At 73.3% G+C, this 26929-nt stretch carries 30 protein-coding genes; 12 read left to right on the forward strand and 18 right to left on the reverse strand.

Annotated elements, in window-relative coordinates; all coding sequences use genetic code 11:
* The first annotated feature begins 75 nt into the window (after positions 1 to 75).
* Complete coding sequence (locus tag BS83_RS15765; RefSeq protein ID WP_051943102.1) at positions 76 to 990, forward strand: polysaccharide deacetylase family protein; 915 nt, start codon at positions 76 to 78, stop codon at positions 988 to 990.
* Here BS83_RS15765 and BS83_RS15770 read toward each other — a convergent pair.
* A complete protein-coding gene (locus BS83_RS15770) occupies positions 980 to 1747 on the reverse strand; it encodes a glutamate racemase (protein WP_037604452.1) in 768 nt (255 codons plus the stop codon). The genes BS83_RS15765 and BS83_RS15770 overlap by 11 nt on opposite strands.
* A gap of 77 nt (positions 1748 to 1824) precedes the next feature.
* Here BS83_RS15770 and BS83_RS15775 point away from each other — a divergent pair, with 77 nt between their 5' ends.
* Together BS83_RS15775 and BS83_RS15780 are read left to right on the forward strand one after the other, a co-directional pair.
* Positions 1825 to 2292, forward strand: coding sequence for a GNAT family N-acetyltransferase (locus BS83_RS15775; protein ID WP_037604453.1), 468 nt, complete (start codon positions 1825 to 1827; stop codon positions 2290 to 2292).
* A gap of 145 nt (positions 2293 to 2437) precedes the next feature.
* Positions 2438 to 3655 (forward strand): glycosyltransferase, encoded by a 1218-nt coding sequence (locus tag BS83_RS15780; RefSeq protein ID WP_051943103.1) that lies wholly within the window; start codon positions 2438 to 2440, stop codon positions 3653 to 3655.
* Between the two features lie 37 nt (positions 3656 to 3692).
* Here the strand turns inward: BS83_RS15780 and mshC are convergent, their stop codons facing one another.
* On the reverse strand, positions 3693 to 4919 hold the full coding sequence (gene mshC, locus BS83_RS15785) for a cysteine--1-D-myo-inosityl 2-amino-2-deoxy-alpha-D-glucopyranoside ligase (protein ID WP_037604454.1): 1227 nt from the start codon (positions 4917 to 4919) through the stop codon (positions 3693 to 3695).
* 176 nt (positions 4920 to 5095) lie between these two features.
* Between mshC and BS83_RS15790 the strand changes: the two genes are divergently transcribed.
* Complete coding sequence (locus tag BS83_RS15790) at positions 5096 to 5815, forward strand: type 1 glutamine amidotransferase (protein WP_051943104.1); 720 nt, start codon at positions 5096 to 5098, stop codon at positions 5813 to 5815.
* A gap of 32 nt (positions 5816 to 5847) precedes the next feature.
* Positions 5848 to 6066 carry a TrfB-related DNA-binding protein gene (locus tag BS83_RS15795; protein WP_037604455.1) on the forward strand — a complete coding sequence of 73 codons (219 nt, stop codon included), beginning with the start codon at positions 5848 to 5850 and terminating at the stop codon, positions 6064 to 6066.
* A 253-nt stretch (positions 6067 to 6319) separates the two neighbouring features.
* Here the strand turns inward: BS83_RS15795 and BS83_RS15800 are convergent, their stop codons facing one another.
* The 4 genes from BS83_RS15800 to BS83_RS15815 all read right to left on the reverse strand — a co-directional run bounded on the left by BS83_RS15800 (position 6320) and on the right by BS83_RS15815 (position 9184).
* Positions 6320 to 6682 (reverse strand): hypothetical protein, encoded by a 363-nt coding sequence (locus BS83_RS15800; protein ID WP_037609111.1) that lies wholly within the window; start codon positions 6680 to 6682, stop codon positions 6320 to 6322.
* A gap of 310 nt (positions 6683 to 6992) precedes the next feature.
* The gene (locus BS83_RS15805) at positions 6993 to 7838 is read right to left on the reverse strand and encodes an SCO1664 family protein (protein ID WP_408641006.1); all 846 of its coding nucleotides are present in this window, start codon (positions 7836 to 7838) and stop codon (positions 6993 to 6995) included.
* An 8-nt stretch (positions 7839 to 7846) separates the two neighbouring features.
* Positions 7847 to 8413 carry a DUF3090 domain-containing protein gene (locus BS83_RS15810; protein WP_037604456.1) on the reverse strand — a complete coding sequence of 189 codons (567 nt, stop codon included), beginning with the start codon at positions 8411 to 8413 and terminating at the stop codon, positions 7847 to 7849.
* A gap of 78 nt (positions 8414 to 8491) precedes the next feature.
* A complete protein-coding gene (locus BS83_RS15815) occupies positions 8492 to 9184 on the reverse strand; it encodes a histidine phosphatase family protein (RefSeq protein ID WP_037604457.1) in 693 nt (230 codons plus the stop codon).
* Between the two features lie 66 nt (positions 9185 to 9250).
* Between BS83_RS15815 and BS83_RS15820 the strand changes: the two genes are divergently transcribed.
* Both BS83_RS15820 and tpx read left to right on the forward strand, forming a co-directional pair.
* Positions 9251 to 9781, forward strand: coding sequence for a DinB family protein (locus BS83_RS15820; RefSeq protein ID WP_037604458.1), 531 nt, complete (start codon positions 9251 to 9253; stop codon positions 9779 to 9781).
* Entirely contained in the window at positions 9778 to 10296 is a 519-nt protein-coding gene (gene tpx, locus BS83_RS15825; RefSeq protein ID WP_037604459.1) for a thiol peroxidase, read from the forward strand. Before BS83_RS15820 ends, tpx begins: the two co-directional genes overlap by 4 nt.
* Positions 10297 to 10549: 253 nt before the next feature.
* Here tpx and BS83_RS15830 read toward each other — a convergent pair whose 3' ends face one another.
* On the reverse strand, positions 10550 to 10861 hold the full coding sequence (locus BS83_RS15830) for an SHOCT domain-containing protein (protein WP_037609115.1): 312 nt from the start codon (positions 10859 to 10861) through the stop codon (positions 10550 to 10552).
* A gap of 97 nt (positions 10862 to 10958) precedes the next feature.
* Positions 10959 to 11471 (reverse strand): peptide-methionine (S)-S-oxide reductase MsrA, encoded by a 513-nt coding sequence (msrA, locus tag BS83_RS15835; RefSeq protein WP_037609117.1) that lies wholly within the window; start codon positions 11469 to 11471, stop codon positions 10959 to 10961.
* A gap of 146 nt (positions 11472 to 11617) precedes the next feature.
* Here msrA and BS83_RS15840 point away from each other — a divergent pair, with 146 nt between their 5' ends.
* Both BS83_RS15840 and BS83_RS15845 read left to right on the forward strand, forming a co-directional pair.
* The gene (locus BS83_RS15840; RefSeq protein ID WP_037604460.1) at positions 11618 to 12526 is read left to right on the forward strand and encodes a carbohydrate kinase family protein; all 909 of its coding nucleotides are present in this window, start codon (positions 11618 to 11620) and stop codon (positions 12524 to 12526) included.
* Between the two features lie 113 nt (positions 12527 to 12639).
* Complete coding sequence (locus BS83_RS15845) at positions 12640 to 13905, forward strand: YhgE/Pip domain-containing protein (protein ID WP_037604461.1); 1266 nt, start codon at positions 12640 to 12642, stop codon at positions 13903 to 13905.
* 10 nt (positions 13906 to 13915) lie between these two features.
* Here BS83_RS15845 and BS83_RS15850 read toward each other — a convergent pair whose 3' ends face one another.
* The 3 genes from BS83_RS15850 to BS83_RS15860 all read right to left on the reverse strand — a co-directional run bounded on the left by BS83_RS15850 (position 13916) and on the right by BS83_RS15860 (position 16481).
* Positions 13916 to 14809 carry an NAD(+)/NADH kinase gene (locus tag BS83_RS15850; RefSeq protein ID WP_037604462.1) on the reverse strand — a complete coding sequence of 298 codons (894 nt, stop codon included), beginning with the start codon at positions 14807 to 14809 and terminating at the stop codon, positions 13916 to 13918.
* A 1-nt stretch (position 14810) separates the two neighbouring features.
* Positions 14811 to 15815, reverse strand: coding sequence for an SPFH domain-containing protein (locus BS83_RS15855; protein ID WP_037604463.1), 1005 nt, complete (start codon positions 15813 to 15815; stop codon positions 14811 to 14813).
* A 102-nt stretch (positions 15816 to 15917) separates the two neighbouring features.
* Positions 15918 to 16481: a helix-turn-helix domain-containing protein gene (locus BS83_RS15860; RefSeq protein WP_037604464.1), complete on the reverse strand. Its 564-nt coding sequence runs from the start codon at positions 16479 to 16481 to the stop codon at positions 15918 to 15920.
* Positions 16482 to 16529: 48 nt separating this feature from the next.
* On the opposite strand from BS83_RS15860, the gene BS83_RS15865 reads away from it, so the two are divergent.
* Positions 16530 to 17540 (forward strand): NAD(P)/FAD-dependent oxidoreductase, encoded by a 1011-nt coding sequence (locus BS83_RS15865; RefSeq protein ID WP_408641007.1) that lies wholly within the window; start codon positions 16530 to 16532, stop codon positions 17538 to 17540.
* Positions 17541 to 17549: 9 nt separating this feature from the next.
* Here BS83_RS15865 and BS83_RS15870 read toward each other — a convergent pair whose 3' ends face one another.
* From BS83_RS15870 to BS83_RS15880, 3 genes are read right to left on the reverse strand one after another with little or no spacing between them, the layout of a single operon-like run.
* On the reverse strand, positions 17550 to 17954 hold the full coding sequence (locus BS83_RS15870) for a hypothetical protein (RefSeq protein ID WP_232248354.1): 405 nt from the start codon (positions 17952 to 17954) through the stop codon (positions 17550 to 17552).
* A gap of 47 nt (positions 17955 to 18001) precedes the next feature.
* Positions 18002 to 18424: a roadblock/LC7 domain-containing protein gene (locus tag BS83_RS15875; RefSeq protein WP_332262336.1), complete on the reverse strand. Its 423-nt coding sequence runs from the start codon at positions 18422 to 18424 to the stop codon at positions 18002 to 18004.
* A 29-nt stretch (positions 18425 to 18453) separates the two neighbouring features.
* A complete protein-coding gene (locus BS83_RS15880) occupies positions 18454 to 19281 on the reverse strand; it encodes a MarR family transcriptional regulator (protein WP_157597194.1) in 828 nt (275 codons plus the stop codon).
* Between the two features lie 350 nt (positions 19282 to 19631).
* Here BS83_RS15880 and BS83_RS15885 point away from each other — a divergent pair, with 350 nt between their 5' ends.
* The gene (locus tag BS83_RS15885) at positions 19632 to 21131 is read left to right on the forward strand and encodes an ATP-binding SpoIIE family protein phosphatase (protein ID WP_269664857.1); all 1500 of its coding nucleotides are present in this window, start codon (positions 19632 to 19634) and stop codon (positions 21129 to 21131) included.
* A gap of 21 nt (positions 21132 to 21152) precedes the next feature.
* Here the strand turns inward: BS83_RS15885 and BS83_RS15890 are convergent, their stop codons facing one another.
* Together BS83_RS15890 and BS83_RS41850 are read right to left on the reverse strand one after the other, a co-directional pair.
* Complete coding sequence (locus BS83_RS15890; protein WP_037604467.1) at positions 21153 to 22292, reverse strand: tellurite resistance TerB family protein; 1140 nt, start codon at positions 22290 to 22292, stop codon at positions 21153 to 21155.
* Positions 22293 to 22338: 46 nt separating this feature from the next.
* Positions 22339 to 22926 carry a TetR/AcrR family transcriptional regulator gene (locus tag BS83_RS41850; protein ID WP_084713554.1) on the reverse strand — a complete coding sequence of 196 codons (588 nt, stop codon included), beginning with the start codon at positions 22924 to 22926 and terminating at the stop codon, positions 22339 to 22341.
* A gap of 35 nt (positions 22927 to 22961) precedes the next feature.
* Between BS83_RS41850 and BS83_RS15900 the strand changes: the two genes are divergently transcribed.
* Positions 22962 to 25232 (forward strand): arylsulfatase, encoded by a 2271-nt coding sequence (locus BS83_RS15900; RefSeq protein WP_037604468.1) that lies wholly within the window; start codon positions 22962 to 22964, stop codon positions 25230 to 25232.
* A gap of 7 nt (positions 25233 to 25239) precedes the next feature.
* Here the strand turns inward: BS83_RS15900 and BS83_RS15905 are convergent, their stop codons facing one another.
* On the reverse strand, positions 25240 to 26103 hold the full coding sequence (locus tag BS83_RS15905) for a phosphotransferase (RefSeq protein WP_063774171.1): 864 nt from the start codon (positions 26101 to 26103) through the stop codon (positions 25240 to 25242).
* Positions 26100 to 26927 (reverse strand): class I SAM-dependent methyltransferase, encoded by an 828-nt coding sequence (locus tag BS83_RS15910; protein ID WP_037604469.1) that lies wholly within the window; start codon positions 26925 to 26927, stop codon positions 26100 to 26102. Before BS83_RS15910 ends, BS83_RS15905 begins: the two co-directional genes overlap by 4 nt.
* Positions 26928 to 26929 lie beyond the last annotated feature (2 nt).

Below are 26929 nucleotides of genomic sequence, written 5' to 3' on the forward strand. Positions count from 1 at the left end.
ACTCGGACCGCGTACAACCTTCACGTCGAGGCGGGTGTCTTCCTTGTGTCCGGTGCCGCGACCGAAAGGAAGCCCGTGCGACAGCCGACCCTCGCCACCACGGTGCCGCTGCTGCGTGCCCGCACCTCCCGCAGGCTCGCGGTGCTGACCTTCCGCGACATCCCCGACCGAACGGTCTTCGCCGCGCAGCTCGAACGGCTGCAGCGCACGGCCAACCCGGTCTCGGTGGCCCAGGTCGAGCGGGCGATGACGGGCGGCGCGCCGCTCCCCCCGCACAGCGTGCTGATCACCTTCGAGCACGGACACCGCGACGTCGTCGCCAAGGCCCTGCCGCTGCTGGCCGAGCGCGCGGTGCCGGCGCTGGTCTTCGTCGTCGCGGGCCTGGTCGACACGGACCAGCCCTACTGGTGGGACGAGGCCGAGTACCTGGTCGGCGAGGGCGGCTGGGCACGCTGCCTGTCCGGCCGCGCCGGCGGTTCGGTCGCGGCGGCGCTGGCCGCCATGCCGGATCCCGACCGCCGCCGCACCCTGGCCGAGCTCAGAGTCACCGCACGCCACCGCGCGCCGTCCGCCCCGCAGCCGACCAGCGCCGATCTGGCGTCCCTGCTGGACGCGGGCATGGCCATCGGCAGCCACGGTCTCGACCACGCCCGCCTGGACCGCTGCGACGACTACGCGCTGCGCGAGGAGATCTCCGGCGCGCACGACCGCCTCACCAAGCTGACGGGCGGCCCCGTCAGCTCCTTCGCCTACCCGGACGACGTGCACGACCTGCGCGCGGTCGCCCTGCTGCGCGAGCTGGGCTACCGCAGCGCCTTCCTCAACGACGGCCTGCTGGTCGATCCGCGCGGCGGTCTGCCGGACCTGCTCTGCGTCAGCCGCCTCCGGGTCGACGCCCGCACCACCCGCACCCGCCTGGACGCGGCCCTGGCCGCCTGGTCCCCCTCCGGCGCCCGCGCCGGACGCCGCCTGCCCGCGCTCAGCCGCTGAGGCCGAGCAGCCCCCGGCCCTCGGGGTAGGCCAGCGCCGCCGCGGGCAGCGCCTCCTCGCGCCCGCTGCGCAGCACCGTGAGGCTGCCCTCGCCCCGCTCGCGCAGCGGCCGGGCCCGGCGCAGCGCCTGCTCGGCGACGGCCCGGGCGGAGCCGAAGAAGACCAGGTCCGGGCAGGCGTCCGCCAGCGCGGCGCGGATCTCGGCGGCGACCAGTTCGTAGTGGGTGCAGCCGAGGACCAGCGCGCGGGTCCCCTCCGGGGTGAGCGCGGCGGCCGCGGCGACGCTGGTGGCGATCTCGTCCGGCCTGGCGTACTCGACGGCGTCGGCCAGTCCGGGGCAGGGGATCTCGGTGACCTCCGCGCCGCCAGCGAAGTCGCGGATCAGGCCGCGCTGGTAGGCGCTGCCGGTGGTCGCCGGGGTGGCCCAGATCGCGACGCTGCCGCCGGACGCCGCGGCGGGCTTGATCGCCGGCACCGTGCCGATCACCGGGATGTCCGGCTCCAGCTCCGCGCGGATCGCCTCCAGCGCGTGCACGGAGGCGGTGTTGCAGGCGACGACCAGCGCGTCCGGCTTCTGCTCCGCCGCCGCCCTGGCGACCGCGAGCGCGTGCGCCGTGATGTCCTCGGGCGTCCGCGGGCCCCACGGCATGCCGTCGGGGTCCTGCGAGACCACGAGGTCGGCGTCGGGGCGCAGCGCCCGCAGCGCGGCGGCCGCGGGGAGCAGGCCGATCCCGGAATCCATCAGTGCGATCTTCACGGGGCGCAGTCTACGTGTGGCCGAACACATGGCCCACGGATCTGTCGCCCGCGCGCCCGGATCCGTATCGTGCCGCCATGACGCCCGACTCACCCTGGTTGCGGCTGGAGCAGGTCACGGCCGCGAACGTGGACGCCGCCTGCGGTCTGACGGTGCGCCCCGAACAGAGCGCCTTCGTCGCCCCGGTGGCACGCTCGCTCGCCGAGGCGTACGCCCACGGTTCCCACGCCTGGCCCCGGCTGGTCTTCGACCGCGATCTGCTGGTCGGCTTCGTGATGGGCAGCTTCGATCCCCGCAGCCCCGTGGAGGCGTTCCGCTGCGGCGTCTGGCGGCTGAACATCGCCGCCGAGTACCAGGGCCGCGGCTACGGCCGCTTCGCGGTCGCCGCGATATGCGCCGAGGCCCGCAGCCGGGGCGAGCGACGGGTCAGCGTGCTGTGGCTCCCCGGCCGGCACGGCCCGGAGTACTTCTACCAGCGCCTGGGCTTCCGCCCGACCGGCGAGCTGTTCTACGGCCAGGTGGCCGCCGAACTGCGCCTCGCCTGACAGACCGGCGCGGCCTGGAGGCGCCGAGGCGCCTGACGCGCCGAGGCGGCAGATCACGGAGACGCTGTGGAGCTCGCGCGAAGCTGTTCGGTTCCGTCGGTCGGCCTGACCCCGCCTCGGGGCCGGGTGCGGCATACTCGCGCGGGTGACCGTGCTGAGCTTGATCGCCTGCGTGTCCCTGCTGGCCTGGCTGTGGCTGACCTTCTGCCAGGGCGACTTCTGGCGCACCGACCTGCGGCTGCCGCCGCGCGGCGCGGACGAAGGGACCCCGCGGCCTTCGGTGGCGATCGTGGTGCCGGCCCGCGACGAGGCCGAGGTGCTGCCGGAGAGCCTCCCCTCGCTGCTGGCCCAGCGCTACGCGGGCGACGCCCGGGTGATCCTGGTCGACGACGGCAGCACCGACGGGACCGGCGACCTGGCCAGGGAGCTCGGCGGGCGGCCGGACGCGCTGCTGCCGCTGACGGTGACCTCGCCGGGCGAGCCGCCCGCGGGGTGGACCGGCAAGCTGTGGGCGCTGCGCCACGGCGTGGAGATCGCCGGGGACGTGGAGTACCTGCTGCTCACCGACGCGGACATCGCGCACACCCCGGACTCGCTCGACGCGCTGGTGGCCTCCGCAGAGGGCGGCTCCGACGGGGGCTACGACCTGGTCTCGCAGATGGCCAGGCTCAGCGTGCGGACCCGCTGGGAACAGCTGATCGTCCCGGCCTTCGTCTACTTCTTCGCCCAGCTCTACCCCTTCCGCTGGAGCAACAAGCCGGGTTCGCGGACCGCCGCCGCGGCCGGCGGCTGCACGCTGGTGCGCCGCGAGGCGCTGGCCCGGGTGGGCGGCGTGGCCGCGATCAGGGGCGCGGTGATCGACGACGTGAACCTGGCCCGGCTGGTGAAGCGCGGCGGCGGACGCACCTGGCTGGGCCTCGCCGACCGCGTGGACAGCGTCCGCCCCTATCCGGAGCTGGCGCAGCTGTGGCGGATGGTCTCCCGCAGCGCCTACGCGCAGCTGCGGCACAACGTGCTGTTGCTGATCGGCACGGTGCTCGGGCTGACGCTGGTGTACCTGGTGCCGCCGGTCCTGCTGCTGACCGGCCTGGTCCTGGCCACGCCCGGCGTCGCCGCGCCCGCGTTCGCCGCCTGGCTGCTGATGGCCGCGACCTTCCGGCCGATGCTGGCCTACTACGGCCGTCCGGCCTGGGAGGCGCTGCTGCTGCCGTTCACCGCCGCGCTCTACCTGCTGATGACGGTGGACTCCGCCGTCCAGCACTGGCGCGGCCGCGGCGCGGCCTGGAAGGGCCGCACCTACCCCGCGCCGGACCGGCAGCAGTCCCGGAACGGGCGGAGGCCGGATCTGTCACGGAATCCGTGACAGATCCGGCCTCCGCCGGGCCTGTGGGCCGGTGTGGCTACAGCGCGACGCCCATCAGGGCGTCGACCGTGCGGGAGACGAGGCCCGGGGCGCCGGTGTCCTCGCCGCCCTCGGCCTCCTGCCGGGCCGCCCAGGCGTCGACCGCCGCGAGCGCGCTCGGCGTGTCGAGGTCCTCGGCGAGCGCCGCCCGCACCTGGGCGAGCAGCTCGGCCGCGTCGGGGCCGTCGGGCCGGGAGACCGCGGCACGCCAGCGGGCCAGGCGCTGCTGCGCGGTGTGCAGGTCGGCCTCGGTCCACTCCCAGTCGCTGCGGTAGTGGTGGGCGAGCAGCGCCAGCCGGATGGCCGCCGGGTCCACGCCCTCGCGCCGCAGCGCGGAGACGAAGACGAGGTTGCCGCGGGACTTGGACATCTTCTCGCCGTTGAGCGCGACCATGCCGGCGTGCATGTAGTGGCGGGCGTAGGGGTGGCTGTCGGTGGCGACGTGGGCGTGCGAGGCGCCCATCTCGTGGTGCGGGAAGACGAGGTCGCTGCCGCCGCCCTGGAGGTCGAAGCTCATGCCCAGGTACTGCAGCGCGATGGCGACGCACTCGATGTGCCAGCCGGGCCGGCCGTGGCCGAGCTCGGTGTCCCAGGCGGGTTCGCCGGGGCGGGCCGCGAGCCAGAGCACCGGGTCGAGCCGGTTCTTCTTGCCCGGACGCTCCGGGTCACCGCCGCGCTCGCCGAAGAAGCGCAGCATCTGCTCGGCGTCGTAGCCGGAGACCTCGCCGAAGTGCGGGTCGGAGGCGACCGAGAAGTAGATGTCACCGTCGAGCTCGTAGGCGGCGCCCTTGGCCAGCAGGTCCTGGACCAGCGGGACGATCAGCGGGATCGACTCGACCGCGCCGATGTAGTGGGCGGGCGGCAGCATCCGAAGTGCCGTCATGTCCTCGCGGAACAGCGCGGTCTCGCGCTCGGCCAGCGCCACCCAGTCCTCGCCGGTGGCCACGGCGCGTTCGAGCAGCGGGTCGTCGACATCGGTGACGTTCTGCACGTAGACAACCTGGTGGCCCGCGTCCAACCAGATGCGCTGCACCAGGTCGAAGGCGTTGTAGGTGGCGGCGTGGCCGAGGTGGGTGGCGTCGTACGGCGTGATCCCGCAGACGTAGAGCCGGGCGGTCGGCCCGGGGTGCGTCGTCTGCAGACCGCCGCTCGCGGTGTCGTGAATGCGCAGGGGGTGCCCCGTGCCGGGAAGCAGGGGAACCTCGGAGGCGGGCCAAGCATGCATAGCCCGACTCTAACCGGCTGATCATTCGATCCGCTAACGACATTGTGCCCGGAGCGTCGTCCCGGCGGGGGCGGACGCGCGGGCGCCCGAAACGCTTGGGACGGTCTCCGCCAGGGAAATGGCCCACCAGCGCGCCCTCCCGCGGCGGATCGTACGGATCTTTGAGGCGGTCGCCCGTGACGGACACCATCCTGGTCGTGCAGCACGAGGACGGCACCGGCCCTGGCCTGGTCGGCGCGGCGCTGGCGGCGGACGGCTTCGGGCTCGACCTGCGCCACGCCTGGGCGGGCGAGGCCCTGCCCGCCTCACTGGCCGCCCACGCGGGCCTGCTGGTCCTCGGCGGCGCGCCGAACTGCGAGGACGACGTCGCCGCGCCCTGGCTGCCGGCGGTGCGCACGCTGGTGCGCGAGGCGGTGGCGGACGAGGTCCCGCTGCTGGGGATCTGTCTGGGCGGGCAGATCGTCGCGGCCGCCCTGGGCGGGAAGGTCGCCCCGCGCACCGCCGCCCCCGAGGTCGGCGCGGTCCCGCTGCGGCGGTTGCCCGGCGCCTGGGGCGATCCGCTGTTCGACGCGGTGCCCGAGGGCGCGCGCGCCGCGCAGTGGCACTGGGACGACATCGTCGCCCTGCCGGCTGGCGGGGTGCCGCTGCTGACCGGCGACGACTGCCTGCACCAGGCGTTCAGGCTGGGCAGGGCGGCGTGGGGCGTGCAGTTCCATCCGGAGGTGCTCTCGGCCCAGGTCTCCGACTGGTCGCTCTCGGACGGCCCCGCCGTCCGCGCGGCGGGCGGCGATCCCGACGCGGCGGTCACCACGGTCCGGGCCGCCGAGGCGCAGCTGCGCACGGTCTGGTCGGCGATGGCCCACGCCTGGGGCAGGGTGGTGACAACCAGGGGTTGACAGCGTCAATCAGGGGTTGTCGAATGGGAGCCATGACAGCCGAGAGCGACGTACCCGGGTACCGGTCGACCATCGAGCAGATCAGGGAGGCGCGGGCCCAGGCGATCCACCACACCCGCCTGGCCCGCCAGTTCGCCGTCCAGCGGCGCGACCTGATGCAGAGCCTGCTGGCCCGGGGCGTCTCCCAGGCCGACATCGCCCGCGAGTTGGGCGTCTCCCGCCAGGCGATCCAGAAGATGCTGGCCTGCTGAGCCCCGCGCGCTCAGCTGCCGCCGATCGCCTGCCCGACCCCGACCGCCACGCCGACGGCCAGCACCGCCAGCGCCACCACGGCCGTGCTGCGTCGCATCCTCGCGAAGTACTTCATGATCCCCCCTCAGGAACGGTGTGCGGAACCAGTCTTCACCGCCCGACCCGCCGGAGGAAACGGCTCCGCGTAGCCGCTGGGAGGCTGCGCGGACAGCGGCGGAACCCCAGGAAGCTTGCGCGGTGCTTTCTCACAGTTCAGGACCGGCTTTCGGGAGCGGCCTGAGTCTTGGCCGCGGCACCGGCCCGGGAGACCCCGTCCACCGCGACGCAGATGCCGAAGACGCGGTCGTGGCTCGTCCAGCCGTTGACCCGGCCCCGGTTGTTGCTGATCTGCACCCGTCTCCTGGTCGGGTCAAGGGACGACACCAGGTGCAGGTACACGGATCCGGCGACGCGGGCGAGGACGATGTCGCCGAGCTCGAGCTTCGACGGGTCGACCGGGGCGACGACCACCAGCTGCCTACTGCGTATCAGCGGGACCATCGAAGACCCGCTCGGCCGGAATTCGACCACGGCTCCACCGGCGACCCTGGCCGCCACCCCGTCCAACGCACCCATCCGGTGATGGTCGCAGATGCGCCTCGGCCGGCCCACGGATTATGCCGCTCCCCACGCCACCGATCTGGCGCACGTCGCCTGATGCGGCGCCAGGCCCTGTCCGGGGAATCGCTCCTGTCCTGCCCCCACGGCCGGGCACGCATCGTCGGAGTCTTCGTCCGCCCCGAGGCCCGTGGAGGCGGCGTGATCGACGACCTCTTCGAGGCGGCGTAGTCGAACGCGTCTACCGGCGGCACGGATTCGCGCCCTCCGGGGAGGCAGCCCCGATGGAGGGAGACGGCTCAAAGGTGGAGCGAGAGACGTTGGCGCACTAGATCGGCGGCCAGGGCACCGAGGGCCACTCCTGGGAGGGAAGCGGGTGGTGGCCCTCCTTGAGGAGGAGGTACACGCGGGTGCGGGTCGCGGCGATCTCCCGCGGCGTCAGGAGCGGGGCCAGGGAGGCGCCGAGGGAGCCAGGGGCGTCGTCGAGGTCGGCGCGGAGACGGGTGAGGACGGCCGTGGCCTCCTCGTCCAGGGGCTCGCCGGCCCAGCCCCACAGGAGGGTGCGCAGCTTCCCCTGGACGGCGAAGGTCACCCCGTGGTCGATGCCGTAGAGGCGGCCGTCCGCGGCGGAGAGGAAGTGGCCGCCCTTGCGGTCGGCGTTGTTCAGGACGGCGTCCAGGACGGCGAGGCGGCGCAGGCGCGGGTCGTCGGCGTGGACGAAGAGCGCGGTACGGCCAGGACCGACCTCGGCCAGCCCGATGGCGTGCCAGCCGGGCTCGGGCGTGTCGCCGGGCTGCAGGCTGAGCAGCTCGGGCGCGTCCGGGTCCTCCTCGATCCATATCTGGCACATGCCCTGGCCGAACGGCCCCTCACGCAGCACCGTCGGCGGGATCAGGTGCCAGCCGCTGGCCGCGGAGACCAGGTAGGCGGCGGTCTCCCGGCCGGCCAGGGTGCCGTCGGGGAAGTCCCACAGCGGGCGCTCGCCCCGCACCGGCTTGTAGACGCAGACGGCACTGCGGCCGTCCGCCTCGACCGTGCAGTAGAAGGCCGCGTTGGAGGCTTCCGTCAGCCGGCCGTGGACGGTCAGCTCGCCGTCCCGCAGCAGCGGGAGCGCGGTCGCGGGGTCGGCGGCGAGCGCCGCGCTCGCGGCGGCGTCGGCCTCGGGGACCGGCACGGGCGCGCTCAGCGCCGGTAACCGTTCTGGCGCGGGCACACGTGGCCCTCCGGGTCCAGCGGCAGGCTGCAGAACGGGCACGGCGGGCGGCCGGCCGAGACCAGGTCGAGCGCGCGCTTGGCGAAGACGCGGGCCATCGCGCCGCTGAGGCGGACCCGCAGCAGCGAGGGGCCGTTCTCCTCGTCCTCGAAGAGCTCGGTCTCCTCGCCCTCCTCCTCGCCCTCGACCACGGCCTGCGCCTCGACCACCAGCAGCTGCACCGATTCGTCCCAGGCCAGAGCCATGGTGCCGACGCGGAACTCCTCCTCGACCGGCTGGTCGAGCGGCGCGCTGTCCATCATCTCCGGGGGCGCGAGCGCGGGCACCGTGGTGCTGCCGCCGCTGCGCCGCACGACCTCGTCGAGCAGCTCGTCGACCCGCTCGGCGAGCGCGGCGACCTGACCCTTCTCCAGCAGCACGGTGGTGATCCGGCCGCGGGCGCTGGCCTGCAGGTAGAAGGCGCGCTGGCCCGGCTCGCCGACCGTACCGGCCACGAAGCGCTCGGGAGGGTCGTAGAAGAACACCTGGCGGGGCACGATGCTGGCTCCACGGGATCGAGAGGCTGACGCGGGCTTGACGGGCTGACTGTCGTGGTGTTCCACCCTACCTACAGGTCAGCGGGTTCCGGTGTCGCCCCCGACCACGGCGTCGTCGCCCTCCTTGCGCGGATGCGGGGCGAAACCGCCGAGGTCGCCCGTGTCGCCGAGCCGGAGCAGGTAGGGGCGGGTCGGGGTGTAGCGGATGGCGGTGACCGAGGCCGGCTCGACCGAGATGCGCTGGAAGAGGTCCAGGTGCAGCCCGAGCGCGTCGGCCACGATCGCCTTGATCACGTCGCCGTGGCTGCAGGCCAGCCAGAGCGCGTCATGGCCGTGCTCGCGCTCGACCTCGGCGTCCCACTCGCGGATGCTGTCCACCGCGCGGTGGCTGAGTTCGCGCATCGACTCGCCCTCGGGGCCGGGGAAGGTCACCGCGGAGGGCTGTGCCTGCACCGTCGCCCAGAGCGGCTCCTTCGCGAGCTCGGCCAGCGGGCGGCCGGTCCAGTCGCCGTAGCGGCACTCGCCGAGCCGCTCGTCGAGCCGCAGCGCCTGGCCGGGGCGGGCGGCGAGCAGCGGCGCGACGGTCTGCCGGCAGCGGTCCAGCGGGCTGGAGAGCACGACGCTCAGCGGCAGTCCGGCCAGCCGCTCGGCCAGGTCCTTGGCCTGTTGCTCCCCGTGCTCGTCCAGCGACACGCCGGGGCTCCAGCCCGCCAGGATCCCCGAGGAGTTGGCGGTGGAACGGCCATGGCGGACGAGCAGCAGGGTGGGCATGGATCCCAGCGTAGATCAGGGCCCGATCGGGCGCGGGCTGTCGGTGGCCGCTGCTACGTTCGGCCCATGACGACGACGCCGAACGTCCCGCACACGCATGTCGCCCCCCGCGACGAGAAGGCCATCCTGCTGCGCAGCATGGAGCGCCACCGCGACGCGGTGCTGTGGAAGCTGGAGGGTCTGGACGACGAGGCGCTGCGCCGCCCCATGGTGCCCTCGGGCACGAACCTGCTGGGGCTGGTCAAGCACCTGGCCGCGGTGGAGTACGGCTGGTTCTGCCAGACCTTCGGGGTCGAGACGGAGGAGCTCCCCTTCGACGAGGAGGACGAGAACGCGGATCTGCGGGCGGCGGAGGGCGAGTCCACCGCGGACGTGATCGCCTTCTACGACCGCGCCCGCGCGGCCTCCAACGCGGTGATCGAGACGACCGAGCTGGACGCCATGGGCACCTCCTGGGCCGGATCCCCGGTCTCGCTGCGGTGGGTCCTGGTCCACATGATCGAGGAGACCGCGCGCCACGCCGGACACGCGGACATCCTGCGGGAACTGCTCGACGGCAGCACCGGCGACCACAACCGTGGGACGCTTCCCTCATGACGGAGCGAACGGGCGAGGCCTTCGAGCTGGACGAGCACCTGACGGTCCTCGGCGACCGGCTGAAGGTGGGGGACGCCGCGCCGGCGTTCCTGCTGGACCTGATGGACGCGTCGGACGGCGCGATCCGCGGGGTCAGCCTGGCGGACTCGGCCGGTACCACCCGGCTGCTGAACGTGATCAACTCGATCGACACACCGGTCTGCCAGGTGGAGACCAGATCCTGGGAGCGCTCGCTGCCGGTCGACGACGGCCGGGTGCGGGTCTACACCGTGAGCATGGACCTGCCCTTCGCCCTGGACCGCTGGCGGCAGGCGGAGGACGCCGGTCACGTGCTGCTCTCCGCGCACCGGGACGAGGCCTTCGGCCGCGACTACGGGGTGCTCATCAAGGAGTGGCGCCTCCTCCAACGCGCCGTCTTCGTCATCGGCCCCGACGACAGGCTCCGCCACGTCGAGTACGTCGCCGACCAGATGCGCGAGCCGGACTACGCCGCGGCGCTGGCAGCGCTGCGGTAGTCGCAACTGTCAGGGGCGCGAGGTTCTGCCCGCGAGACCAGGCAGTGCCTGAGGGCGCGAGGAACTGCGCGAGAACCCACCCGTGCGGATGGCCCTGCGCGTCGAGGACTATCTGCTCATCGATGGCTTGTCGCGCACGCAGTTGATCAAGCAGAGCCTCGCGCCCCTGGACAGTGCAATCCGCCCTTTGCTCAAAGGCTCGCGTCCGCCGCAGCAGAGGCGCACCTCAGCAAAGCCGCGCGCGGCCTGCCGGCTACGCCGGCGGAGCCGCGGGTGGGGCGCCGCCGCGGAGGGCGGCGAGGCGGCGGTGGTAGTCGTCGACTTCGATCTCACCGCGGGCCAGCCGCTCCGCGAGCAGCTGTTCCGCGCTGGGCGGAGCCTGCGGCGGTGGCATCGCGCCGCCCGCCTTGGCCGCCCAGCGGCCCCGCGTGCGGCCGGTCACCACGCGCCAGAGCAACACGATCACGATGACCAGCAGCACCCAGAAGAGAATCATCGTGATGCCCGGGAAGATCCAGAACCAGCCGCCGTGATGGCCGGCTCCGCCGTGTCCGTACGGTCGCATCGTCATTCGCCTCGTCCAGAGGGCCGGGCTCGCCGCCCGGGTCTGCCCGGGTGATACCCACGCCGGGCGGGACCCCTATCTGAACGTCCGATGAGAATCAGGCCTGCGCGCGGCGCGGCAGCTTCCATCCGGGGCGGATGAAGTGGCAGGTGTAGCCGTTGGGGTAGCGCTCCAGGTAGTCCTGGTGCTCCGGCTCGGCCTCCCAGAAGGGCCCGGCCGGGGCGACCTCGGTGACGACCTTGCCAGGCCAGAGGCCTGAGGCATCCACGTCGGCGATGGTGTCCTCGGCGATCCGCTTCTGCTCGTCGTCCTGGTAGAAGATCGCGGAGCGGTAGCTCGTGCCGACGTCGTTGCCCTGGCGGTTCCTGGTGCTCGGGTCGTGGATCTGGAAGAAGAACTCCAGCACCGTGCGGAAGTCGGTCACCGCCGGGTCGAAGGTGATCTCGATCGACTCCGCGTGCGTCCCGTGGTTGCGGTACGTCGCGTTCGGCACGTCGCCACCCGCATAGCCGACCCGGGTGCTCACCACGCCGGGCTGCCGGCGGATGAGGTCCTGCATCCCCCAGAAGCAACCGCCCGCGAGTACGGCTGTCTGCGTCTCTCCGGCCACCAGATCCTCCTCGTTCCGTGTCATCCGACGTGACATGGGGTGCAACGCGAAACCACCCGACGCTCATTCCGCGGGCAGTGGACAGCGGCGCCCCGCTCCTGCAAGATCTTTCCGAAACTTGCAGGAGAGAGCGAGGGAGGGGCAGCGTGACCACCGGTCAGGAGATTCTCGTGCTCGGCGGCTCGGGCGTCGACACCATCGTCCGGGTCGACGAACTCACCGTCCCGGCAGGCGACTCCGTCGCCGTACCGGCCATCAGGGACTACGTCGCCCACACCGGGACCGGGGTGGCCCTCGGGTTCCACGTGCTGGGGCGGTCGACCGCCTTCCTCGACCTGATCGGCGAGGACGAGCAGGGCGAGCTGGTCCGGGCCCGCTACCGTGCCGCAGGGCTGGACTTCGCCTGGCTCCCCGCGCCCGCAGGGACCCCGCGCAGCGTCAACCTCGTGGACCGCCAGGGCCGTCGCTTCTCCTTCTACGACGGCCGCCATCCGGAGGACGTCCGGCTGCCCGCCGACTTCTGCCGTCCGCGGCTGGCCCGCGCCGCCCATGTCCACGTCTCCGGCCTGGGAATCTGCCGGGACCTGCTCGGCGAGATCCAGCGGTCGCCGGCCACGCTGTCCACCGACGTCCACGCCTGGGACGGCCACGCCGCCTGGGCCGAGAACTACGCCTACGGCTCGGACCTGGTCTTCATGAGCGCCGCCACGGTCGGCGACCGCGCCCCCGACGTGCTGCGGCGGATCCTGACCCGGGGCCGGGCCCGCGTCGCCGTGGCCACCGACGGCGCGAACGGCTGCTGGACGGCCACCCGCGAGCGGCCCGAGGCCGTGCACCGTCCGGCGGTCGCCCCGCCCGGTCCGGTCGTCGACAGCAACGGCGCGGGCGACGCCTTCGTCACCGCCTTCGTCGACGTCTGGCTGCGCGGCGGCGATGTCGAGGCGGCGGTCCTGGCCGGCTCCGCGTCGGGGGCCTTCGCCTGCACCCGGGCAGGGACCCACGAACGGCTGATCACCCGGGCCGAGCTCGACGAGGCGGTCGCCGCGCTGCGCTGAACGGGTCGCGTGTCATCGCCGTCGTTCCGGCTCCCGGGCGGCCGAGGCGGTAGTCAGGTAGGTGCCCCACCGACCAGGCGCCGTCCACGCCGCCCAGGAAGCCACGGAGAACCATGCCCGACGCCGCACCCCAGGCCCGCGCGACGGCGCTGCTGCGCAGCCCCAAGCTGTGGCTGATGCCCACGATCCTGACCGGTCTGCTCGCCCTGCTGCTGTCGCTCCTCTACATGGGCGGCATCGTGAACCCCAACCACGACCTGCACGCCCTGCCCATCGCGATCGTCGACGGCGACCAGGGACGTCCGCTCCCCGGACAGCAGCAGAACCTGGGCGCGCAGATCACCGCGGCCGTCACCGCCGACACCAGCGGCAAGGCCGAATGGCGCACGCTGACCCGGGCCGAGGCCCAGGACCAGCTCGACTCGGGCAAGGTCTACGGCGCCCTGGTCATCCCGGCCGACTTCACCGCATCCGTGGCCGCGCTGACCACCGCCCGCGCCACGGTCCGCCCCACGCTGACGGTGCTGACCAACCCCGGCAAGGGCAGCCTCGGCTCCTCGCTGGCCTCCCAGATCACCACCCTGGCCGCGCACCAGGCCTCGCAGACCATCGGCCGGCGGCTCACCGCGGCCGCCGGACAGGCCGACTCCACGACGAGACTGCTGCTCGCCGACCCGGTGAACGTGGTCACCCAGGTGGGACACCCGATCGGCGCCCACAGCGGACTCGGCCTGAGCGCCTTCTACTACACGCTGCTGCTCGTACTGGCGGGCTTTCTCGGCGGCAACATCATCAGTACCGGTGTGGACACCGCGCTCGGCTACGCGGACAGCGAGATCGGCCCCTGGCACACCCGGTTTCCCACCGTGCCGATCGACCGCACCCAGACCCTGCTGCTGAAGATGGTGATGACCGCGGCCATCACCGTGCTCAGCGTCAGCCTGGTGATGGCTGCGACCATCGGCATCCTGGACATGGACGCCTCGCACCTGCCGCTGCTGTGGCTCTACTCCTACTGCGCCTCGCTCGCGGTCGGCCTGGGCGTCCAGGCGATCAACGCCGCCTTCGGCGGGATCGGCCAGCTGGTGTCCATGTTCGTCTTCATCGTGCTGGGGCTGCCCTCCTCCGGCGCGACGGTGCCGCTGCAGGCCGTCCCCGGCTTCTACCGCTTCCTGTCGGTCTTCGAGCCGATGCGGCAGCTCAGCGACGGGGTCCGGGCCATCCTCTACTTCGACGCCCGCGCGGACGCGGGTCTGTCCCGCGCCTGGATCATGATCGCCGTCGGCACCGCCCTCGCCCTGCTGTTCGGCTTCGGGATGACCCGCTACTACGACCGCAAGGGCCTCGAGCGCCTGGCCCCGCAGCCGGTGCAGGCCTGATCGGCGGCTGTCACACGACCAGCGCGAGGCGGCGGTCCGCCGCGCCGATGCGGACGGTCTGGCCCCACTCCAGGGCCAGGCAGTCCGCCTCGATGCCGTCGCCGAACACCACCAGGCCCTCGCTCTCGACCCGCAGTTCGAGCCCGGCTCCGGAGTCCAGCAACCCCGCCGTCAGGTCCGCGCCGGTGACCGGGGAGGGCCAGGCCTCGCGGACGAACCAGCTGAGTGCGGGGTCGGTCGGGCCCGGCAGGGTCGGCGGCGCGACGCGCTGGCGGGCGGCGGACAGGCACCAGCCGGTCGCGCCGGTGCCGGTGCCGACCAGCAGGCCGGAGGAGGACTGGCGTTCCGAGCGGCCGTCGGGGAGCGAGAGCCGGTAGCGGGCCGACTGGTGGCTGCGGTGGCCCAGGTACACCTCGTTGAGCGCGATGAGCCGGTCGCCCTCCCCCGTCGCCGCGGACACCATGGTGCGCTGCTCGGTGCGGGCGCGCCCCTCGGCCACCGCGGGCAGCAGCGCGGCCAGGTCGCGCGCGGCGTGCCGGACCAGCACGCCCCAGCCCGCCCGTGGATCGGGGTTGACCCCGATCACCGGCTGCCCGTCCAGGTACTTGGCGGTGTTGGCGACCAGCCCGTCCTGACCGATGACCACGACCACGTCGTCCGGCTCGAAGAGGAACCGGTCGAGGTCGTCGCGGAGCACGCTGCCGCGCCGCCAGTGCTTCGGCACGGCCGCCGAGGCGAGGTGCATCGCCTCGGTGAACCGGTCGTGCCGCTGCTGCACCTCGTCCAGGGAGACCCCGCGCATCCCCTGGACGAACTCCGCCTGGCCCCAGGTGCCCTGCTCGGCGACGATCGTCTCGCGTTCGGTCCGCCGGTGGACCAGGACCGCCCGGGGGGCCGTCGCCATCTCAGCCCCCGTTCGGCCCGGCCAGGCGCGCCAGCGCGCTCGTCACCAGGTCAGGGGTGAGGTTGACGGTGCCGATCTCCGGCAGTTGGCCGGCCAGTTCGCGCAGGGCCAGGGCCAGCAGCAGACGCGGTTCGACGCCGGCGTAGGTGGCGAACCTGGCCGCCTCCGTCTCGGCCTCCGCCGCGCCGACCGCGCGGATGCCCGCCGCCTCGGCGTCACGCGTGGTCCGGGTGCGCTCCGCCTCGGCCTCGGTGGCGATCCTCGCGGCCTCCGCCGCCTCCTGGGCGCGACGCCGCTCGTTGGCGCCCTGCTGGGTGACCAACTGCTCCTCGCGGATGGCCAGTTCGATGCGGCTCTGCAGCTCGTTCTCGCTGATGGCGCGCTCCCGCTCGACGGCCAGGGCGCGGCGCTCGAAGCCGGCCCGGTCCGCCTCCTGGGCGATGAGCTCCCTCGCGGGGGTGCGCAATGCCCGCTCGACCTCGGCCTCGGGCTTGACCGCGACGACCCGGACGCCGACGACGCCGATGCCGGTCTCCGCCAGCCTGCTGTCGGCGGCCAGGCCCTCGCTGATCCTGGCCTGGATCGCGGCGGTTCCGGTGGCCAGGGCGGCGTTCAGGTCGAGGGTCGCCACCAGCCCGATCGCCTGCTGCTGGGCCAGCTCTGTCAGCAGCGTCGCCACCTGCTCCAGCGGCGCGCCGCGCCAACGGCCGCTGGCCGGGTCGATGGCGAAGTCCAGTCGGGTGGTCGCCAGCCCCGGGTCGGTGAACCGGTAGGTGACGCTGGCCTGGACGGTGACGTCCTGGAAGTCCGAGGTGCGGGTGTGGAAGAGCAGCGGCAGTTCGCGGTCGTCGATCGGCACCTCGGCGAGCACCGCGGTGAGCGGCCGGAACCAGAAGGCCTGACCAGGCCCCTGATGCACCATCCGGCCGCGCCGCAGGTGCACCACGTGGTCGGTCGGGCTGCCACGGAAGTGGCTGACGAACGGTCGTCTGACGATGTCGGCCATGGCGGCCCCCCTGGTCTCGGCCCTGCTGTCGGCGCTCGGCGGTGCGCGCGCGCAGTGGCACCGTAGAGCCCCGGGGCAGATATCGTCAATATGACGAGATGGTCAGCCCTCGCGCTGATGCCCGCGCCTGGCGTCACGGTCGAAGATGCCGAGGATCTCGCAGGGGCCGCCCTCGGCGCCGACGGCGTGGGGCAGCATCGTGGGGAACTCGGCGGCCTGGTCGGTCTCCACGCGGTACCGCCGGTTGCCCAGCAGCAGGATCGCGGTGCCGGACAGCACGACGAGCCACTCACGGCCAGGATGCGCCCGCAGGCGCGCGGGGTTGTCCGGCGGAGGTTCGGTGAAGCGCTGCCGCACCACCGTCACCCCCGGGTCGCTCCTGACGGACCAGCGCTTCATCCGGTGCACGGCGTCGATCACCGGGCTGCTGACCACGTCGTCGGAGGCGGTCTCCACCAGCTGGTCCAGCGAGGTGTCCAAGGCGCGGGCGAGGGTGACCAACTGGTCCAGTGCGAGACGACGCTGCCCGTTCTCGATCCGGGAGAGCGTCGACTGGCTGAGCCTGGCGCGCGTGGCCAGTTCCTCCAGTGACCAGCCCTGGGCGACCCGCAGGGCACGGACGCGCTTGCGCACCAGGCTGTCCAGATCGGCGTCTTCTTGCTCCATACGCAAGATGGTATGCGCTTCTCGCAAGGCGCGGTTAGCGTCGGGAGCATGAACGCTTCGAACGATCGGGGTCACGGCATGGCTGCCGGTATCGGAACCTACGCGAGCGACGAGCTGCCCGGCGGGACCGTCGACGCCGTGGTGATCGGCGGCGGCGCCGCCGGTCTCAACGGTGCGCTGATGCTCGCGCGCTCGCGGCGCAGTGTCGTCGTCATCGACAGCGGGACTCCCCGCAACGCGCCCGCCGCGGCGATGCACGGACTCATCGGCCTGGACGGCACCCCGCCCGCGGAGATCCTGGCGCGCGGCCGGGCGCAGGTGCGCGGCTACGGCGGCTTGGTCGTCCGCGGCGAGGTCGCCGCGAGCGCGCCGGCCGCGCCGGCCGCCGACGGGGACCTGCGATTCACCGTGGCCCTGGCCGACGGCCGGGCGGTCTCCGCGCGCCGGGTGCTGGTGGCCACCGGGCTGCGGGACGTGCTCCCCGACATCCCCGGCCTGGCCCGGCACTGGGGCCGCAGTGTGGTCCACTGCCCGTACTGCCACGGCTGGGAGGTGCGGGACCAGCCCATCGGCGTCCTCGCCGTCGGCCCCGCCTCGGTCCACCACGCCCTGTTGTTCCGCCAGCTCTCCGACGACCTGGTCTACTTCAGCTGCGGCACCGAGCCCGACCGGGAGACCAGGGCGCGCTTCGCGGCCCGCGGCGTCCGCGTCGTCGACACGCCGGTCGAGGAGGTCGTCCCCGCCGCGGACGGCGGCGTCGCGGGCGTGCGGCTGACGGACGGGCGGGTCGTGGCACGCCGCGTGCTGGCGGTGGCCACCCGGATGCGGGCCCGCACCGAGGGCCTCGAGGGGCTGGGGCTGCCGATGGAGAACCTGCCCGACGGCATGGGCCGCCGCTTCGTCTCCGGCACGGCCGGCAGCACCGAGGTGCCCGGCGTGTGGGTGGCCGGCAACGCCACCGATCCGACCGCCCAGGTCGGCGCCTCGGCCGCGGCGGGGGCCCTGGCCGGCGCCCACATCAACGCCGTGCTGGTCGCGGCCGGGCCCCCGCTCGCATGAGACGGCGCGTCAGAGCGGGCCGTGCTCCTTGATGACCCGCCGGGTCTGCGCGAACAGCATGCCGACGTTCACGGTCTTGCGGCAGACCACGACCGACACCAGGTCGTCCTCGCTCTGCATCCGGATGAACAGGTGGGCCAGGTTGTCGCTGTTGACCAGGATCTCCTGGAAGTAGTGCCGGTCGGTGCTGACCCCGCGCCGCTCCTTGAAGATGTTCTCGATCATCACCACGTTGCGGCCCTGGAACAGTTCGAAGGTCGCGGCGGCCAGCAGGTCGAGCACCTCCGCCGGGTGCGTGTCGACGGTCTCGACGGTGATCAGCATTCCGGTCGACAGGTCGATCACACCGGCCGCGAGGCAGTCGGGGACATCCTCGCGCAGGTGCTTCACGAGTTCGTTGACACGGTCGGACATGCTGGACGAAGCATTCATGACTTTCCCCATGGGTCGGTTTCCTTCGGTCATTTCCCGGAGCCGTGCAGGACCTGCTCCATCCGCGCGATCAGCGCGCCGCTCTCCAGATGCAGCCGTTCGAGGTCGAGACCCTCGTCGCCCAGCACCAGCAACAGCGCGGTGTCGCCGATCGCGTAGACGACGGCGCACCCGCCGCTGCAGTGGATGACGGCGCGGCGCAGCGCGCCGCGTCCGGTCATCGCCGCGGTGCGTCGGGCCAGGCCCAGGGTGGTGGCTCCCAGCGCGGCCAGCGTCTCCAGGTCCCGCTCGGGGACGGCGTCGGCGGCCACCAGCAGCCCGTCGACGGCCGCGACGGCGGTGTCGGTCACCCCGGCCGTCCGCTCCCGCAGCAGCCTCAGTTCGCCGGCCATCGCTTCCCTGCCCGCCGCGTCCCTGCTCAGCGTGTCCCTGCTCACTGCATCCCCGCTCACTGCCGCTCCCTTGCGGTGAAGGCCCGCCCTCATGTCCCGCTCGCACGGGCGTGGCGGCGCGGCAGGCGCAGCGGCCCGTCGGGGGCCGGCGCGTTGGGCGCCGAGCGGCGGGGCGCCAGCAGGGCGCGGACGCCGGAGTGCTCCTGGGCGGGCGGTTCGATGCGGAGCATCCCCTGGGCGAGCAGCCTGACCGCCTCCACCATGACCGGGTAGACCCCGCGGCCGACCTGGAAGGCGATGTCACGGGCGGTGCGCCGACCGTCGGCGAGGCGGAGGATGTCCGCTCTCAGTCCGTCGGGGCGGCGGACCTGCGGCTGTCCGTAGTCCACCGCAGAGAGCCGGTCGCGCCCCGGACTGAGGGGGGCGGACGAGCGGGCGAAGGCGGCGAGCCGCCGTTCCGCCTCCATGCGCAGCACCTCGGCGTCGACCGCGGTCACGGTCCGGGTCCAGCAGCGCGGCGGCGGGCCTCCCGGGGCCCAGGCGCACTGCTCCACCTCGCCCGCGGCGATGGCGTAGGTCGCGTCGTAGAGCGCCAGCAGGCAGACCGCCTGCAACTCGACGGCCCCGACCAGCCCGCGCCGGACCAGTTCGAACGCGATGTCGCCGTGCGCCGCACCGGCCTGCTGCGCGGCCACCCAGGAGGTTTCGAGCACCCGGCCCGAGCGCAGCAGCAGCCCCTCGACGCTGGGCGCTCCCGGGCTCTCCACCCCGACGACTCTGCCGCCCTCCAGATGCACCGCACCGCCCGGATCCCCGGCCACCAACAGGGAGCCGTTGACCCCGAGTTGACTCTGCCGGCTGAGCGCGACGGCGACGCCGCCGGGTAATTCGCAGATCACTCGATCTCGCTCGGACATCTACCTATCATTTTCGATCAGATTTACCCTGACGGGAATGAGGATGCAGAAAAACTGGCACGCCGAAGAGGCCTGCCGCATGCAGAGGACTGGCCGGGTGAATATGCCCGCCTATTCCGGCGGCCCAATTTCACCCTTGTGGGGGATCACGCGTCAAGTGCTTCGTGACGATTGGTGATTCCTGCGTGACGACCCGCCACTGACCAGGACGGATGACAGAGAGTGTCGATCAGAAACGGGCAGGTTCCGTCGGATTCGACGGATAATCAGCAAACAGGCATATGTCGTTCCGCTGCCTGCTCAAATGACAGGTCCTCGGGCGGGAGCGGGAGCGACTAAGGCGGCGGCGAGTGCGAACAACACGCGAGAAGACCTTTCGGGCACTGCTGGAGGCGGCGCCCGACGCCATGGTCATCTGCGACCGGGAGGGAGTCATCGTCCTGGTCAACGCGCAGACCGAGGCGCTCTTCGGCTATCGGCGCGCGGAACTTCTGGGCCAGTCCGTGGAGTTGCTGGTGCCGCAGCGATTCCGCCACGCACATGTGGGCCATCGCAGCGCCTACGTCGCCGACCGCAGGGTCCGGCCCATGGGGGCCGGACTCGATCTATTCGGGCTGCGCAAGGACGGCGTCGAGTTCCCCGTCGAGATCAGCCTCAGCCCGCTGGAGACCAGCGAGGGCACGCTGCTGTCCGCCGCCATCCGCGACGTGAGCGAGCGGAAGGCCGAACAGGCGGTGCTGGCCCGCCTGTACGAGGAGCAGCGCGAGGTCGCCCTGACCCTGCAGCGCTCGCTGATGGGCTCGCCGCCGCCGGTGCCCGAGGTGCTGACCGCCGCCCGCTGGCTGCCGGGCGGACGCGGCACCGGGGTCGGCGGCGACTGGTTCGACCTGGTGCCGCTCGGCGTCGGCCGCGTGGGCGTGCTGATCGGCGACGTGATGGGCCGCGGCCTGGAGGCCGCCGCCGTGATGGGCCAACTGCGCAGCGCCGCCCACGCGCTGGCCAAGACCGGGATGCCACCCTGGCAGCTGATGCAGGCGCTCGACGCGGTCGTGGAGGAGCTCCCCGACCAGCTGGTCACCTGCTGCTACCTGGTCCTGGACACCGACGCGCAGGAGCTGACGCTCTGTTCGGCCGGCCACCTGCCGGTGCTGCTGCTGGAGCCCGGCGGTCGCGCCCAGGTCCTGCCGGTGCCCGTCAGCGTTCCCCTCGGGGTCGGCGAGGTGCCGCATCAGCAGACCACGCTGCCGGTCGCCGCGGGCTCGGTGCTGGCCCTCTACACCGACGGCCTGGTCGAGACCCCGGACGGCGACCTGCAGGCGGAGATCGACGGCCTCGCGCTGACCCTGGAGAAGTTCCTGCCGTCGGCGCGGGACCTGGAACAGGTCGCCGACGACATCCTCGCCACCATGCTCCCCGCGCCGGGCGACAACGACGACGACGTCACCCTGCTGCTGGCCCGCGTCCCCGGACCGGCCCGCACCGCCGTCTCCTCCGACCTCCCCGCCGACGTGGGCGCCCCGGCGGCGGCCCGGCGGTTCCTGCGCACGGTGCTCGCCGACCTGCCGTGCACCGGCGACCAGGCGGACCAGGTGACCCTGCTCGCCTCCGAGCTGGTCACCAACGCCGTCAGGCACGCCTGCGGGCCGATCAGGCTCAGACTGCGGGTGGCCGACGGCGAGCTCGGCCTGGAGGTCACCGACGGCAGCCCGGTCCCGCCCCGGGCGCGCCGCGCCCGCAGCGACGAGGGCTCCGGGCGCGGCCTGCGCCTGGTCGACGCGCTCGCCACCTCATGGGGCTCCCGCGCCAACCAGGACGGCAAGACCGTCTGGCTCACCCTCCCCCACGCCTGAGCCCACGCCTGAGCCGCGGCGTCAGCCGCGGCGGCACCGCTCGCGCAGCTCGGCGATGACGGCCTTCTCGGCCGCGCTGACGGCTCCGTCCACGGCGGCGACCCGGCCGGCCGCGTCGAGGAGGTCGCTCAGATCGCCCGGCTCGGCGTCCAGGCGTCGCCACACCTCGGCGGGGTCGATGTCGACGAGCTGGGCGAGTTCGGCGTCGACCACCTGGTGATCGCTCCGGACCAGCCTCACCAGGTGCCGCATCAACAGCGCCTCCTCGTCCGCGATCCCGTCGTCCGCCCTGATCACCAGCCAGGCGACCCAGAGCATCGACCGGGGGTGCAGGCTCGCCCTGCTCAGTCCCTCCGCGAGCTCGATCACCCGCGCCTCGTTCCGGAAGACGGCCTGCGCGTGCCGTCCGGCGAGCAGCGTCGTGTAGCGGTTCAGCACCACCGCGAGGGGGACGCCGACCAACGGGATACCGATCTTGATGACATTGCGCTGGAGGAGGAACTTCCCGACGAACGGAAGACCCTTGGCGGCGTTCAGCACCGCCTTGGAGTAGAAGCGCTTGATCAACGGCCGGACCAGCGCAGGGACCGCCTTGACCACGCCCTCCCTGACCATCTCGCCGCTCTTGATCGTGAAGGCCACCCGGATGAGCTTCCACATGTCGTCCGGGTCGGAGAGGTCCAGCGGGACCCGGTAGAGGACCGCGATGTCGTAGGCCAGGCGCAGCTGGAGCCGGGTGACGAAGGCGACGTCGACCATCATCGTGACGATCGCGGCCGGGACGGTCGCCGGCGAGGCGCCGCCGAGGCTGCCGAGGGTGGCGACGACGGCCGCCGTGTAGGCCCCGGCGGAGAGGCCGCCCTCCAGCGCGGCGTACCGGGACGCCATCCTGATCCGCTGCTCGACCACGGCGTCCGCGGGAACGCCCTCGTACCGCTCCTGGAAGTACTGCCAGTCGACCTTCTTCGTGTAGGAGTTCAGCGCGTGCGCGAGGAGCTCCGTGAACCAGTTCCCCGACTTGATGTCGTCGGCGCTCAACCCCTGGATGAACTCCCGCAGTTCGGCCCGCTCGCGTTCCACGGCCTCCCGGTCGGCCGCACCGTCGGCGTCGCCGTCGGCAGGGACGTCGACGGGGACGGCGTCGGTCGGAGCTTCGGTCATGTCTGGTTCCCCCCAGGCGGTTCGACGCACGGTCAGGGCTGGCACCCTAGCGGGTCAGCAGGCCGGTGACGGCGTCGACCAGACAGGTGGTGTACGGCTCGGGGTCGCCCGGGGCGGTCTGCTGCTCGGCCTCCAGGTCGGCGAGGGCGGAGATGATCAGTCGCCCGGCCCATCGGGCGCGGGCGGCGGCCAGAGGCCCGGTCAGCCGCGGCAGGCGTTCCACGACGATCCTGGCGGTGGCGAAGGCCTGTTCGAAGCCGCCGATCCGGGCCAGGGCGGTCACCTCGTGGTCCAGATGGGCGAAGAGGCGGTCCAGGAACCGGACGTAGTGGCTGCCGGGCTCGACGGCCTGCGCGGCGAGGGGCAGCACCAGGGCCTCCACCAGCGGCCGCACGTCGTCGCCCGGCTCCGCGGGCACCGCCGCCAGCAGTTCACGGCGTCGCGCGTCGACGGTGTCGAGGCGAGCGCGCAGGACCTCCCGCAGCAGGGTCTGCTTGTCGCCGAAGTGGTAGTGCGCGGCGGCGGTGTTGCGCTGCCCCGCGTCCGCGCCGATCTGCCGCAGCGAGACCTCGGCGATGCCGTGCACGGCGAACAACCGCTCGGCACTGCGCAGAAGTTGGAGGCGAGTGGACATGGACCCATCGTAAAGCACGTGCTTTACTCGCCCCCATGTCGCGCCCTGCCACCCCTCGTGAGCTGACCGAGGCCGTCCGCAGCCACCCGGACGATCCGCGCCCCGCCGCCGACGCCCCCAACGTGGTCGTGATCCTGCTCGACGATCTCGGCTTCGCCCAGTCCGGCGCCTTCGGCTCGGACATCGCCACCCCACACATCGACCGGCTCGCCGCCGACGGCCTGCGCTTCAACCGCTTCCACGTGACCGCGATGTGCTCGCCCAGCCGCGCGAGCCTGCTGACCGGCCGCAACCACCACGCCGTCGGCATGGGCTTCCTGGTCGACCTGCCGCTCGCGTTCCCCGGCTACAACGCCCGGGTCCCCCGCTCGGCGGCGCCGCTGCCCCGGATCCTGCGCGACGCCGGGTACTCCACGATGGCCGTCGGCAAATGGCATCTGACGCCGCGCTGGGAGCGGTCGGCCGCCGGCCCCTTCGACCGCTGGCCGCTCGGCTACGGCTTCGAGCGCTTCTACGGCTTCCTCCAGGGCGACGCCAACCACTGGGCGCCCTCGCTGGTCCGCGACAACCACCACACCGAGCCGCCGCGCGGCCCGGACGAGGGCTACCACCTCAGCGAGGACCTGGTGGACACCGCGCGGCGGATGATCCTGGACCAGACCCAGGCCGCCCCCGGCAAGCCGTTCTTCCTCTACCTGCCCTTCGGCGCGATGCACTCGCCGCACCACGTCGCCCCGGAGTGGGTCGCTCCCTACCGCGGCCGTTTCGACCAGGGCTGGGAGCGCTGGCGCGAGGAGGTGTTCGCCCGTCAGATCGCTTCCGGCGTGGTGCCGGAGGGCACCGAGCTGCCGCCGCGGCCGCCGTGGATCCCCGACTGGCGCGCCCTCTCCGCCGACGAGCGCCGCGTCTTCGCCCGGATGCAGGAGGTGTACGCGGGCTTCCTCACCCACACCGACGCCCAGATCGGGCGGCTGCTGGACTTCCTGCGCGAGATCGGCCGCCTGGACGACACGCTGGTGCTGTTCCTCTCCGACAACGGCGCCAGCGCCGAGGGAGGGCAGCTCGGCACGCCCAACGAGCACCGGTTCTCCTCCCGCATGGAGGACACCACCGAGCGCAATCTCGCCGAGCTCGACGGGTGGGGCGGACCCGACACCTATCCCCACTACGCCTGGGGCTGGGCCTGGGCCGGCAACACCCCGCTACGGCTGTGGAAGCGCTACACCTGGCTCGGCGGCACCCGCGCGCCGCTGATCGTCCACTGGCCCCGCCGCATCACCGCGCGCGGCGGGATCCGGCAGCAGCTGACCCATGTGGTCGACCTGATGCCGACCGTGCTCGAGGCCTGCGGCGTCCCGGTGCCCGAGGTCGTGGACGGCGTGGTCCAGCAGCCGATGGACGGCCGCAGTCTGCTCCCCGTGTTCGACGACCCCGACGCGCCGGACCCGCGCCGAACCCAGTACTTCGAGATGCTCGGCTCCCGCTCGATCATCCACGACGGCTGGAAGGCCACCACCGACCACGTCTCCCGGGGCGTCCAGGACGAGGAGCGCCTGCTGCTGGGCAGCAGGGACTTCGCCACCGACCACTGGTCGCTGTTCCTGCTGGACGAGGACTTCGCCGAGGCCCGCGACGTCTCGGCCGAACACCCCGACGTCATCGCCGAGTTGGAAGGCCTCTGGTTCGACGAGGCACGCCGCAACCAGGTACTGCCGCTGGACGACACGCTGCAGAACCGCGTCGCCGCGCTCCTCATGCCCGCGTACGGGATCCCCCGGCGTGCCGTCTACCGCCGCGGCGGGGGCCCGGTCCACGACGAGTCGCTGCCACTGCTGTTCGGCGGCTTCACCCTCACCGCCGACGTGGAGGTCCCGCCCGGCGGCGCGGACGGCGTGGTGTGCGCGCTGGGCGACCTGATCGGCGGCTTCGTCCTGCGCGTGGCCGACGGACGCCTGGTCTTCGCCTGTTCCCGCGCCGGGGACCTGGACCGGGTCCAGGCGCCGGAACCGCTGCCGCCGGGGCCTGCCACGGTCGGGGTGCGCTTCGACGCCGGGGCGCGGACCTTTGCGCTGCTGCACGACGGCGCGGTGGTCGCGACCACGTCACTGGGTGGCGACTTCCCGATCGCCTTCCAGCACGGCGGCACCGGGCTCTGCGTCGGCCACGACCGCGGCCTGCCGGTCGAGGCGGGCTACCGGCCCCCGCACCCGTTCACCGGCACGATCCACCGGCTCGTCGTCGACACCGACCCGGGGCCCGCCCCCGACCTCGCGGACGAGGTCCGCACCGCCCTGCACAGCGACTGAGCGCCCGTCAGGCCAGCGGCGATTCCATGGCCGCGGTGCGTTCCAGCCAGGCCGCCGCCGCGGCGCTGCGCCGTTCGACGACCTCCTCCGGCTCGTCGTTGAGCAGCGCGAACGGGACCTGCTCCAGGCCGAAGGTCCGGTACCAGGTCCAGGCGCGGTGCAGCGTGGTCCTGTCCACGGCCGCGGCGACCTGGTGCCAGCCGTGCCAGCTCAGACAGGCGGCGTCGACGGCGGGGTCGAAGGGCTGGGCCAGGTCCCAGTCCAGCACGCCGAGCAGACGGCCGTCCTCGCCCCAGTGCACGTTGGCGCCGGCCAGGTCGCCGTGGACGAGGGAGGGCGGGACGGCGGGGAGGTCCAGCGCGTCCTGGACGCGGCGGCGGGCCTCCGCCTGCCAGGCTGCGGGCAGCCGGGGCACGACCTGCTGCTCCATCAACTCGGCCCAGCGCTCGCCGCCCGCGTACTCGTGCGGCGCGCCGAGCAGGCCCTGAAGGTCCCGGCAGTCCACCTCCCGCAGCGCGTCCAGCAGCTTGGCCAGTTCCTTCGGCTCGCCGCCCTCGCGCCGTCCGGCGGGCCGGCCCTCCAGCCAGGAGAGCGCGACGGCGGTGCGTCCCTCGGCCTGCACCACCTCGGTCAGCGGGACCGGCACGGCGAACGGGAGATCCGCCTCGGCCAGGCGGCGCAGCAGCTCGGTCCGGCGGGGCAGCGCGGCGACCGCGGTCGGGTTCCTGGCGACGCGCACGACCGCGACACCGGGCAACAGCACCACGTGGTGGGAGCCGCCGCCCTCCAGCGCGGCACGGCGCAGGTCCTCCCCGGGCAGCACGGCTGCGGCCACGGCGAGCAGTTCCTCGGGCACGGCGGCGTTCGTCACCTCGTCTCCTGACGCCGGCCGGACGCGAGCAGCGCCAGGGCGGGAATGTCGATCAGGCCGTCCCCGGCCACGCGCTCGGCGGCCAGGCGGTCGTAGGCGGACTTGATCCGGGCGACCGTCGCGGGGGGCTGCCCGGTGACCGTCATGCCGATGCCGGCCACCCCGCCGGCCGGTCCCGACCACCAGACCTCGGGGTGCTCGCGGTGGGTCCAGGCGAGCTCGCGGCCGACCGCCTCGGCCCATCCGGCCTGCTCCAGCAGACCGCGCAGGCCCTCGGCGGTGCGCGCGAAGTCCACCGGGAGCGTCGGGCGGGCGGGGCGCCGCACGCCGGCTTCGTCCAGGGCCAGGCCGAACAGCGACATCGCCGAGTTCTCCGTGCCGTGCCAGATCGTCACCGCGACCCGGCCCCCTGGGCGGACCACCCGGCGCAGCTCCCTCAGCGCCGCCCGCGGGTCCTCCACGTGGTTGACCACGAAGTTGGCCACCGCGGCGTCGAACGCGTCGTCGGGGAACGGCAGCGCGGGGAGCACCGCGTGCCGGACCTGCGCGCCGGGGGCGTTGGCGGCGGCCAGGGCCACCATGCCCGGTTCGGCGTCCACCGCGACGACCTCGGCCCCGAGGGCCAGCGCGGCCGCGGCGACCGTGCCCGGTCCGGTGCCGACGTCCAGCACCCGCGTCCCGGCCCGTACCTCGGCCGCGTCCAGCAGCGCCCCGGCCGTCGCCCCGCACAGGGCCGCGAAGCTCCCCGCGTACGCGTCGGCCGCCCCGGCCCACATCCGCCGCTCGTGCCCGTCGAACTCGCCGGCCGTCGTCTGCTCCCCCATGG

Source organism: Streptacidiphilus rugosus AM-16, assembly GCF_000744655.1.
GTDB lineage: Bacteria > Actinomycetota > Actinomycetes > Streptomycetales > Streptomycetaceae > Streptacidiphilus > Streptacidiphilus rugosus.

Excerpts from the sequence above, each read along its gene's own strand:
- BS83_RS15775 (WP_037604453.1), top strand. The coding sequence starts at position 1,825 with ATGACGCCCGACTCACCCTGGTTGCGGCTGGAGCAGGTCACGGCCGCG.
- mshC (WP_037604454.1), bottom strand. The coding sequence starts at position 4,919 with ATGCATGCTTGGCCCGCCTCCGAGGTTCCCCTGCTTCCCGGCACGGGG.
- BS83_RS15795 (WP_037604455.1), top strand. The coding sequence starts at position 5,848 with ATGACAGCCGAGAGCGACGTACCCGGGTACCGGTCGACCATCGAGCAG.
- BS83_RS15800 (WP_037609111.1), bottom strand. The coding sequence starts at position 6,682 with ATGGGTGCGTTGGACGGGGTGGCGGCCAGGGTCGCCGGTGGAGCCGTG.
- BS83_RS15815 (WP_037604457.1), bottom strand. The coding sequence starts at position 9,184 with ATGCCCACCCTGCTGCTCGTCCGCCATGGCCGTTCCACCGCCAACTCC.
- BS83_RS15820 (WP_037604458.1), top strand. The coding sequence starts at position 9,251 with ATGACGACGACGCCGAACGTCCCGCACACGCATGTCGCCCCCCGCGAC.
- tpx (WP_037604459.1), top strand. The coding sequence starts at position 9,778 with ATGACGGAGCGAACGGGCGAGGCCTTCGAGCTGGACGAGCACCTGACG.
- BS83_RS15830 (WP_037609115.1), bottom strand. The coding sequence starts at position 10,861 with ATGCGACCGTACGGACACGGCGGAGCCGGCCATCACGGCGGCTGGTTC.
- BS83_RS15845 (WP_037604461.1), top strand. The coding sequence starts at position 12,640 with ATGCCCGACGCCGCACCCCAGGCCCGCGCGACGGCGCTGCTGCGCAGC.
- BS83_RS15850 (WP_037604462.1), bottom strand. The coding sequence starts at position 14,809 with ATGGCGACGGCCCCCCGGGCGGTCCTGGTCCACCGGCGGACCGAACGC.
- BS83_RS15855 (WP_037604463.1), bottom strand. The coding sequence starts at position 15,815 with ATGGCCGACATCGTCAGACGACCGTTCGTCAGCCACTTCCGTGGCAGC.
- BS83_RS15860 (WP_037604464.1), bottom strand. The coding sequence starts at position 16,481 with ATGGAGCAAGAAGACGCCGATCTGGACAGCCTGGTGCGCAAGCGCGTC.
- BS83_RS15865 (WP_408641007.1), top strand. The coding sequence starts at position 16,530 with ATGAACGCTTCGAACGATCGGGGTCACGGCATGGCTGCCGGTATCGGA.
- BS83_RS15870 (WP_232248354.1), bottom strand. The coding sequence starts at position 17,954 with ATGTCCGACCGTGTCAACGAACTCGTGAAGCACCTGCGCGAGGATGTC.
- BS83_RS15880 (WP_157597194.1), bottom strand. The coding sequence starts at position 19,281 with ATGTCCGAGCGAGATCGAGTGATCTGCGAATTACCCGGCGGCGTCGCC.
- BS83_RS15890 (WP_037604467.1), bottom strand. The coding sequence starts at position 22,292 with ATGACCGAAGCTCCGACCGACGCCGTCCCCGTCGACGTCCCTGCCGAC.
- BS83_RS41850 (WP_084713554.1), bottom strand. The coding sequence starts at position 22,926 with ATGTCCACTCGCCTCCAACTTCTGCGCAGTGCCGAGCGGTTGTTCGCC.
- BS83_RS15900 (WP_037604468.1), top strand. The coding sequence starts at position 22,962 with ATGTCGCGCCCTGCCACCCCTCGTGAGCTGACCGAGGCCGTCCGCAGC.
- BS83_RS15910 (WP_037604469.1), bottom strand. The coding sequence starts at position 26,927 with ATGGGGGAGCAGACGACGGCCGGCGAGTTCGACGGGCACGAGCGGCGG.